This window comes from Pseudoalteromonas sp. GABNS16E, from assembly GCF_028598715.1.
Taxonomy (GTDB): Bacteria; Pseudomonadota; Gammaproteobacteria; order Enterobacterales; family Alteromonadaceae; genus Pseudoalteromonas; species Pseudoalteromonas atlantica.
Window position 1 is genome coordinate 102,474 of record NZ_JAQREZ010000008.1, and the last position, 10,167, is coordinate 112,640.

The following is a 10,167-nucleotide window of genomic DNA, read 5'->3' on the forward strand; positions in this document are numbered from 1 at the left end:
GGTTTATTGATGAAATTTTCACACTTTTTTATTCAGCGACCAATTTTTGCAGCCATGCTGTCGTTGGTTATTTTAATTGCTGGTGGTATTTCACTGTTTCAACTTCCTGTAAGTGAATACCCAGAGGTTGTGCCACCTACTGTTGTGGTAACAGCAAATTACCCAGGTGCTAACCCAACCGTTATTGCGCAAACTGTGGCAACGCCGCTTGAGCAAGAAATCAATGGTACCGAAAACATGCTGTATATGTTTTCTCAAGGCACCAGCGATGGCCGTATGACACTTACGGTAACGTTTGCATTAGGCACCGACCTAGACCGTGCACAAGTACAAGTACAAAACCGTGTAAACAGTGCATTACCACGTTTGCCCGAAGAGGTGCAGCGCTTAGGTGTAGTAGCCGAAAAATCATCACCCGATTTAACCATGGTGGTGCATTTATATTCGCCTGAAAAAACGCACGACACAGCGTACTTATCTAACTATGCCGACATTCATATTAAAGACGAGATTGCCCGTTTACCAGGTGTAGGCGACATTCAATTATTTGGTGGTGGCAAATATTCAATGCGCGTGTGGCTAAACCCAGATGCATTAGCAGCCCGTGAGCTTACTGCAACGGATGTTGTGGCCGCTTTGCGCTCGCAAAATCAGCAAGTTGCCGCGGGTAGCTTAGGTGCACAGCCAATTTCTAACAACAGCCAATTTCAAATTTTATTAAACGTAAAAGGGCGTTTAAATAGCGTTGAAGAATTTGAAAACGTTATTATTAAAGTAGGTGACGATGGTCAGTTAACACGCTTATCTGATGTAGCACGTGTAGATTTAGGTCTAGATACGTACGCACTTCGCGCTGAAATGGATAACCAGCCAGCACTTGCAATGCCTATTTTTCAACGCCCAGGTTCAAATGCGATTGAGCTCTCTGATCAAGTACGCGAGACCATGGCGCGTTTGTCAGAAGATTTCCCAGCGGGTGTTGAGTACGACATTGTATATGACCCCACTGTGTTTGTACGTGGTTCAATTGATGCGGTAATTGCTACATTGCTAGAGGCAATAGTATTAGTTGTTATTGTTGTAATTGTATTTTTACAAACATGGCGCGCATCTATTATTCCACTGATTGCAGTGCCTGTATCATTAATTGGTACGTTTGCTGTAATGCAATGGCTAGGCGTGTCTATTAATACACTTTCGCTGTTTGGCTTGGTACTGGCAATTGGTATTGTAGTTGATGATGCGATAGTTGTTGTTGAAAATGTAGAGCGAAATATAGAACAAGGGCTTTCGCCTTTAGAGGCAACACGTGTTGCTATGAGCGAAGTAACCGGGCCAATTATTGCGATAGCGCTAGTGCTGTGTGCGGTATTTATTCCTACTGCATTTATTACCGGTTTATCGGGTCAGTTTTATAAGCAATTTGCACTAACAATTACTATTTCGACTGTTATTTCGGCGTTTAACTCGTTAACCCTGTCGCCTGCGCTATCGGCATTATTATTAAAATCGCACGATGCAAAACCAGATGCATTCACGGGTTTACTTAATAAACTGTTTGGTGCGTGGTTATTTAAACCGTTTAACCGCGTGTTTGACCGTGGTGCCAAAGGCTACGAAAAGCTGGTACAAAAGCTTATACGTATGAGCGTTATCGTTATGGTGGCCTATGTTGCGCTGGTGGGCGGTACAATTAAATTGTTTGATACCGTACCGGGTGGCTTTATTCCACAGCAAGATAAGCAATACTTAGTTGCGATTGCGCAACTGCCAGATGCAGCCAGTTTAGACCGTACCGAAGATGTGCTCTCGCAAATGCAAAAAATAGCATTAGAAGTACCAGGCGTTGCACACACCGTGGCGTTTCCAGGCTTATCGGTAAATGGTTTTACTAACAGCCCAAATAGCGGCATTGTATTTACGCCACTTGAGAGCTTTGATAAACGTACCGACCCTAGTCAATCAGCGATGGCAATTGCTGCGCAGCTAAACCAGCGTTTTGCAGCTATTGATGAAGCGTTTGTGGCTGTATTTCCGCCGCCACCAATTCAAGGCTTAGGCACAACAGGTGGCTTTAAACTGCAAATTGAAGATAGAGCAAATAAAGGCTTTGATGCACTATTTAATAGTTTGCAAACCATTATTGGTAAGGCGCAGCAAGACCCCGCGTTAATGGGCTTATATTCAAGTTTCCGTATTCAAGTACCACAAATGGATATTGATATAGACCGCGAGCAAGCACTTATTCAAGGTATTCCTCTTGATGAAGTATTTGACGCATTGCAAATATATCTAGGCTCTGTGTATGTGAATGACTTTAATATGTTTGGGCGTACTTATCAGGTTAATGCGCAAGCTGATGCTGATTTTCGCCTTGATCCTGAGCAAATCCTTAACCTAAAAGTACGTAACAGTGCAGGAAATATGGTGCCGCTTGGCTCGGTACTTACAGTTACACCAACAATAGGACCTGACCGTGTAATGCATTACAACGGTTACCCAAGTGCAGAACTAAACGGCAGCCCAGCCCCCGGTTATAGCTCTGATCAGGCACAAACTGCTATTGAAACAATATTAGCCGACAACCTGCCAACAGGTATTGAGTACGAGTGGACAGAAGTAACGTACCAACAAGTACTTGCAGGTAACACCATGGTTTATGTATTCCCATTAGTTGTGTTGCTTGTATTTATGGTGCTTGCTGCGCAGTACGAAAGTTTACGTTTGCCACTGGCCATAATATTAATTGTACCGATGACTATTTTCTCAGCACTATTAGGTGTGTGGTTTGTAGGCTCAGACAATAATATATTTACTCAAATTGCATTAATTGTACTGGTGGCACTTGCCTCTAAAAACGCCATATTAATGGTAGAATTTGCCCGCGACCAACACGGCGGTGGGTTAACGCACTTTGAGGCAATATTAGCGGCGTGTCGTATGCGTCTACGCCCAATATTGATGACCTCAATTGCCTTTACAGCTGGGGTTGTACCTTTGGTACTTGCAACCGGTGCAGGCGCCGAGATGCGCCACGCAATGGGTAACGCGGTGTTTGCAGGCATGATAGGGGTAACGGTGTTTGGGTTATTATTTACACCTGTGTTTTATATGTTAGTTGTGAAAAAGCAGCAAAAAGCAAAGGGGTTATCGCATGATTAATTTAATCGCTAAACCTATCAAAACGCGCTTAACGTTAAGTGCTGTGTTAGTGGCTGCTTTTTTATCTGGTTGCGCTAGTAAAATAGATACACAAAGCGAGCAAAACGCTATTAACGATTTTGTAGCTCAAGCAAATATTGCCAGCAATGTTGCCATAGCAGATGAAACAAATTGGTGGCACAAGCTAGAGTCAAAGCAGCTAAATGCTTTGGTTAATAGCGCACTTGCCAATAACTACAATTTGCAAACAAGCCAATTAACGCTTAAAAGTACCCTTGCCCGACTTGGTGAGCAAAAAGCACAATATTTACCCCAAGGCGGGGTAAATATTGGCGCAGCACGAAGCGATGCACCGAGTGTGTTTGACCGTCAATCGAGTGCTAACATAGCACTTGATTGGCAGTTAGATTTATTTGGCCGTATTACTGCTTTGGTTGATGCTGCAAATGCATCGGCCATGAGCCAAGCCGAGCAAGTACGTTCACTGCAAATTGAAGTGGTATCGTCTGTTGTTAAAGGGTATGTAAGCTATCAAGGTAATGTTGAAAAACAACACATTATAGCCATGCAAATTAACGCATTAGAGCAAAGCATTGAGGTACTTCAAGCACGTGTAGATGAAGGCGTTGCCAACGAGCTTGACCTAAACCGTACGATGGCACAGCTTAGGCAGCAAGAAGCCCTAATGCCCGCTATTGAGTATGCTAAATACAGCGACTTATCAACTTTAGCGGTGCTTACAGGTAAGCTTGCGCAAGACATTGCGATAGACAATGAGCAAAACCTGCTTGAGCAAAGCTTTAGCGTTGCGCTTAAAAATGCCAATAGCGCCATTGCCCTTCGCCCTGATATAAGCCGTGCATTGTATGATTTTAGCCAAGCTAACAGCTTAAGTGTGGCGGCAAGTAAAGCCTTACTACCTGATATTAGCTTATCAGCCTTTGCAGGCGTAGTAAGCATAGACAGCACGGGCTTAAAAAACACTGATCAGCAATGGCAAGTAGCCCCCCAATTGCAATGGTCAATATTAAGTTACCCCGCACTCCTTGCCCAGCGCGACGCACAGCAGTTTTTAAGTGAAGCTGCCTACAGCGACTATCAGCAAATAGTATTAAATGCGGTGACTCAAAGTGAACTTTCATTGCAAATGTTGGTCAATCAACAACAGCAAGAGCGTTATGCTAAACAGCGCTATGGCTTTGCAAATAAAGCATTTTTACAAGCACAGGCGATGTACGAAGAAGGTCAAATACCGTACTTAGAGTTGTTAGATGCACGCCAGGATGTTTTAATGGCACAAGAAAACGCTGTTGACACAACTATTGCTACATTGCTTGCTAAAGTGAATGCTTATCAGGCATTTAACGGCCAATGGAGCTATGCACTAAGCAGTACAAAATAGGTAGAGTTAATTGAATGAGTAATACTGAATTATTACATCAAGGCAGCACCTTACAAACAATGCGCGCTATTGTTTTATCACAACCAGATGAGCAAATACGCTTGCAAGATGTTGAGGTTGATATACCAGAGTGCGCCGAGAACGAATTGTTGGTAAAGCTTGAGTATGTAGGCCTTAATCCTGCTGATGCCTATTTTGCTAAAACGGGATTTTGTAAGTGGCAATACCCTCATATTTTAGGCCTAGACGCCGTTGGTGTGGTAGTTAAAGCTAACAAAGGTGTGTTTCCTGGGGTTGGCGAACGAGTAATGTGGCATGCCAATATAGGTAAGCAAGGGGTACTGAGTGAATACACCACGGTACCTAATTTTGCTGTATCGGTTGTGCCCGATGGGTTGTGCCCTGCAAAGGCTGCTACGTTACCGTGCGCTGGTATGGCCGCCCTTATTAGCTTAGATAAAATTGCCATTACGGAGGGCGACCAAATCCTAATCGAAGGTGGCTCTGGTGCGGTAGGGCAGTTTGCCATTCAATATGCTAAACAACGCGGTGCCGATGTATTTACCACCGCTTCAAAGCGTAATCACAAGCTGGTAAAGCAGCTAGGTGCCGATGTGGTATTTGATTATAACGACAAAAAGTTACGCGACAAAATTCGCCGCGAGCTTGGCCCACAAGGGTTTGATGCTGTAATTGATACTATGGGCGGTGAATCAACGCTTAGAAATATTGAATTAATGCGTTTTTGCGGGCGTATCGCGTGTTTAAACTCGCTGCCTCATTTTGATCAAGATTTAATGTACCACCGAGCGCCTAATATTAGTGTGGTGTCTATTGGTGGTGCGTGGCTTGCCAATAGTTTATGTGCACAGCAACGCTTAAGTTTTATGGGTAATTTATTGCTTGAAGGCGCGCTATCGGGCGATATTAAAACACCGGCAATCACTGCGGTTGACTTTACTGCTGACTCAGTCAGTGCTGCCTTAAATAACCAAATAGCGGGTGGCTTTACAGGCAAACACGTTGTGCAAATAAGTAGTTAACGTTGCCCACCTTATTTTAAAAACGCAGCCCAAGTGGCTGCGTTTTTTTATGCCTAAAAAATAGCTTTTTATGAGTATGGGGATTAATTGTTGCCAAATAGAGGTATTTCAGCGCACAAGTGTAAGCCTTTTAGTTTCAACAGTTTACGTCACCGTAAAGAAAATAAATTGAAAAAACTGTTAATTAATTGAATAGAGTAATTGATCTAAACTGATTTTTATGACGTAATGTAGGTATTATTTATCTGGTCGGATGAGTTCAATCATGAGTTTACGTACAAAATTAAAAAAAGTATTACCAAGTATTTCAATCACTGAACAAGAAGCGCTAGACGCGGGTGATGTGTGGCTAGAAGGGTCTATCTATCAAGGTAAGCCAGATTTTAGCGCACTACGCGATGTGCCGGCTGCTACCCTAAGTGCAGACGAGCAAGCATTCTTAGATGGCCCAGTACAAGAGCTACTAGGCATGATTGACGATTCAGTTATTCAAAACGGTATTCACTTACCAGATGACATATTAGAATTTTTGAAAAAAGAGCGTTTCTTCTCGCTTATCATTCCTAAATCGTTTGGCGGTTTAGAGTTTAGCCCTTATGCAAACTCAACTATTGTGGCAACCATTGCAACTAAAAGCTCTGCAGTAGCGGTAACTGTTATGGTTCCTAACTCTTTAGGCCCAGGTGAATTATTACTGCACTTTGGTACACAAGAGCAGCAAGCGCATTACTTACCGCGTTTAGCAAACGGCAGAGATATTCCATGTTTTGCGCTAACAAGCCCAGAGGCGGGCTCTGATGCAGGTGGCATTCCAGATATTGGTACTGTCACCAAAGGCATGTACAACGGCGAAGAAGTACTTGGCCTTGAGATCACATGGGATAAGCGTTACATCACACTGGCACCAATCGCTACGGTACTTGGTTTAGCATTTAAAGTAGTGGATCCAGAAGGTCTACTAGGCGGTAAAGAAAACTTAGGTATTACCTGTGCGCTTATTCCAAAAGATCATCCAGGTGTAGAGCTTGGCAACCGCCATGACCCAATGGGTATTCGTTTTTATAACGGTACTACACGTGGTAATAAAGTATTTGTACCAATGGACTTTATTATTGGTGGCCAGAAAAACATCGGTCGTGGTTGGCAAATGTTGGTTAGCTGTTTAGGCGCAGGACGTGGTATTTCATTACCTGCACTAGGTGTAAGTACATCACAAGTGGCGTTTAAATCAGCATCTGAATACGCAGCAGTGCGTGAGCAGTTTGGTTTAGCAATTGGTCAATTTGAAGGTATTCAGGAAAAACTAGCAGACATTGCAGGTAAAACATACCTTCAAGAAGCAATGCGCGTACTGACAACTGAAGGCCTAGGCATGGGCTTAAAACCATCGGTTGTTACAGCAATAGCTAAATACCACATGACCGAGCTTGGCCGCGACGTATTAGATTCTGCAATGGATATTCAAGCGGGTAAAGCGATTCAAAATGGCCCACAAAATACCCTTGCAAGCGGTTACGTAGCACAGCCTATTGCAATTACAGTAGAAGGCGCGAACATTCTTACACGTAACCTGATGATTTTTGGTCAAGGTGTTATGCGTTGTCACCCTTATTTACAATCTATGGTTGAATCAATCCATAGTGAAGATAAAGGTGCAGATAAAGAGTTTAACGGCATTTTGCGTAAAACAATTGGTTACAGCACAGCAAATAGCTTACGTGCATTCCGTTTAGGTGTTTTACCTTTTACTGCAAGTGCAAACTCTGCATTACCAGAAGTACGTGAATACGAAAAAGCCGTACATAAACTATCTGCAAAATTAGCAGTGTATGCCGACTTCTCGTTACTCGTACTTGGCGGTAAATTAAAGCAGGCTGAAATGCTATCAGCACGTTTAGGCGATGTAATGAGCTTTTTATACGCGGCAATGGCATCAATTAAGTATTACGAGCAAAAAGTAGCAAGCAGCGAGCGCGAGCAAGCAGCGCCGTACTTCCACTACGCGACACGTTTTGCACTGCAAAGCGCTGAAGAAGCACTGCATAAGTTTTTAGATAATTTCCCTGCAAGTGGTACTCGTAAGTTTATTCGTTTTGTAACAATGAACTACTCAACTAAAATGCCAAAAATTAGCGACGACTTAATTCGTGAATTAGCAAAACAAGCACAGCTTGATACCGCATTTAAAGCGCAAATTACGCATTTAGTTAAGCCTGTAGAAGGTGATGGTCATCACATTAACGAGCAAGCTTATAAAGCTAAAATGGCATCACTTGTTGAGCTAGCTAAAGTTAAAAAAGCGCTGCGTGCTAAAACGATTAAACCAGGTACACGTTTTGCCATTACGCTAGATAACGCATTAGCGGCAAATGTAATTACTGCGGATGAACATGCGCAACTAATTGATTACAACAAAAAGCGTGAAAAAGCGATTCGCGTTGATGAGTTCGACTTTGACATGAACTTATTAGATGACAACGCACAACCAGTTAACCCACTTAAAAGTGTAGTTAATCAATAAAATTCAATGATGCAAAGCGCCCGCTGTATCGGCGCTTTTATTCTTGATTAAAAAATTAGTGTGGAGCCTCGTTTGTTTAAAACCAAGCGGGGCTTTTTTATGTGTGTAATATAGAGGCAGGGCTAATGGTGGCTCATTTTATGGTCGTTTTGCTTGTTCAATTAGAGTAGCTGTTTAGTTTATTTTCCATACTTTAAATAAAAAGCTCAACGCATTTAAGGCTTGTGTTTGAGTATTAGGAGCAACATTTTGTTGGTTGACTAAATGATTTAAAAAAAGTTCGACCTCATTATCTCCCATCGTTGTTGGGTGCCTCATAGAGTTAAAACGAATAAACGAAGCTATCCAGTATAAATACGCTTTAATGGTACTTTTAGCATAACGCTTTAGATACATTTGTTCGGCTATCATAGTTAAAAAAGGTGATTTCATGATATGAATCTCTAGCAAAATTTAACTGTATATATAGACAGTGCATATTGTTTTGTCCAATATTACTGATCTCCACCATTTCGGTGTATTTTCGCACTGATTAAAAATAATTTTCAGTTAACTAATTGTTTACAGGTGTTTATTTGATGGTTAAGATAAATGCATTGTAATATATGGACATTTGTCGGTTTATAAAACGACAAATGTCGTAGACAAAATTATTAGCTGCCAAGAGGATTCATGGAAGATTACTCTCCGAACAAAATCCCTAATTCGACACGAATTTTTAATATCATTTGGGCTCTTTTTTTAATCGGTATATGTTTCTACGCTGGCATTAACGATGTATTGGTCTACCCTGGCGTAAGAGGCTCTGGTTCTGTTGAATTAACTGGCATGCCGTTACTATTTTTCTGCGTAGCATTAGTCTCCAGTGCTATAAACGCGGCGTTAACCGTAATTGACCACTACGACAAAAGAGACAATGAAAAAAGCTATAAGCAAATGTCATTTTATCTAAATATTCTTAGTATATTTGCAATTATCTTAGCTTTTGGATATCAGTTCATTATCAACCAAGAATCGATGGTAGTTATTGGCAATGTCAGCTAACAAGCCAATAAACTCACTCACTACGTTCGCTGGGACGCATACACGCGGGGCGGCTTCGCCATTATGCCCCACATGTCTGCGCCCGTTATTGGAAAGTTAAGCGATAAGAGATATGTCAGATTCGATAACAATTTCAATTAATAAGTCTGAGATTGGGTACCCAAGAGATTGGAATGCTTTATTAAAAAGTGAAGACATCCCTATCTCTATATCTGAAGAGCTTGAGCCTCTCGCTCACACTGGATATATCCAGTGCCTTTATGAAGGAAAGAGAACAGGTTTCGAATTTGAAGTAGAAGATTGTGACCTATCTGAATTCAGCAGTGAAGTACGTGATATTGTGAAAGGAAGAGATTCTCTGGTCATTCTCACCTTGAGAGATGGAATTAAATCTGCGCTTGCAGCATCTAGCATCGCTGCAGCAATAGTAACAAACTCCTCAGCTACAATTATTGAGCCAGATGTGTAGTGGTCAACTAATTTTGGCCACAGTTTTAGAATCTTGATATCTAACCTCAGATTCATTCGGCGCTAAACCAGCATTATAATGATGTGGTCTAACATTATTGTAATATCCGTTGATATAATCACTCACACTATATTTAGCATCTTTAAAGTTTTCGTATCCAACCTTTGGCATCCACTCCGTTTTAAAGCTTCTAAAAAATCGCTCCATTGGCGCATTATCCCAACAATTTCCGCGCCTGCTCATACTTTGTGTAATTTTATAGCGCCATAAACGTTGACGATATTTTAAACTTGTATAATGACTACCTTGGTCTGAATGAAACATCAGTCCTGTCGGTTTTCCTCTACTTTCATACGCGAGTTCAAGTGCTTTTAGCGTTAAATTAGTATCTGGCGACAACGACATGGCCCAACCAACGACTTTACGTGCAAATAAATCAATAACAACGGCTAAATAAGCCCAGCGATTACCTACCCAAATATACGTCACATCACCGCACCACACGGTATCTGGCTCAACAACATCA

General features: G+C 41.9%; 7 protein-coding genes and 1 pseudogene. 6 read left to right on the forward strand and 2 right to left on the reverse strand.

Annotated elements, in window-relative coordinates:
• Positions 1-9 precede the first annotated feature (9 nt).
• From PSI06_RS05545 to PSI06_RS05560, 4 genes are all read left to right on the forward strand, one after another.
• Positions 10-3,162, forward strand: a complete 3,153-nt coding sequence (locus PSI06_RS05545; protein WP_273603075.1) for an efflux RND transporter permease subunit — start codon at positions 10-12, stop codon at positions 3,160-3,162.
• Positions 3,155-4,564: a TolC family protein gene (locus tag PSI06_RS05550; protein ID WP_273603074.1), complete on the forward strand. Its 1,410-nt coding sequence runs from the start codon at positions 3,155-3,157 to the stop codon at positions 4,562-4,564. The genes PSI06_RS05545 and PSI06_RS05550 overlap by 8 nt, the downstream gene beginning before the upstream one ends.
• 14 nt (positions 4,565-4,578) lie before the next feature.
• Complete coding sequence (locus PSI06_RS05555; protein WP_273603073.1) at positions 4,579-5,607, forward strand: zinc-binding dehydrogenase; 1,029 nt, start codon at positions 4,579-4,581, stop codon at positions 5,605-5,607.
• A gap of 265 nt (positions 5,608-5,872) precedes the next feature.
• Positions 5,873-8,128, forward strand: coding sequence for an acyl-CoA dehydrogenase (locus PSI06_RS05560; RefSeq protein WP_004588700.1), 2,256 nt, complete (start codon positions 5,873-5,875; stop codon positions 8,126-8,128).
• A gap of 192 nt (positions 8,129-8,320) precedes the next feature.
• On the opposite strand, the pseudogene PSI06_RS05565 reads toward PSI06_RS05560, so the two are convergent.
• Positions 8,321-8,560 (reverse strand): annotated as a pseudogene (locus PSI06_RS05565) (phage integrase N-terminal SAM-like domain-containing protein); the annotation flags it as partial.
• Between the two features lie 240 nt (positions 8,561-8,800).
• Between PSI06_RS05565 and PSI06_RS05570 the strand changes: the two are divergent.
• Both PSI06_RS05570 and PSI06_RS05575 read left to right on the forward strand, forming a co-directional pair.
• On the forward strand, positions 8,801-9,172 hold the full coding sequence (locus PSI06_RS05570; protein WP_163088689.1) for a hypothetical protein: 372 nt from the start codon (positions 8,801-8,803) through the stop codon (positions 9,170-9,172).
• A gap of 112 nt (positions 9,173-9,284) precedes the next feature.
• The gene (locus PSI06_RS05575; protein WP_273603071.1) at positions 9,285-9,641 is read left to right on the forward strand and encodes a hypothetical protein; all 357 of its coding nucleotides are present in this window, start codon (positions 9,285-9,287) and stop codon (positions 9,639-9,641) included.
• A 3-nt stretch (positions 9,642-9,644) separates the two neighbouring features.
• Here the strand turns inward: PSI06_RS05575 and PSI06_RS05580 are convergent.
• Positions 9,645-10,167, reverse strand: a 523-nt coding sequence (locus PSI06_RS05580) for an IS3 family transposase (protein WP_273603070.1), incomplete at its 5' end; no start/stop codon positions are given.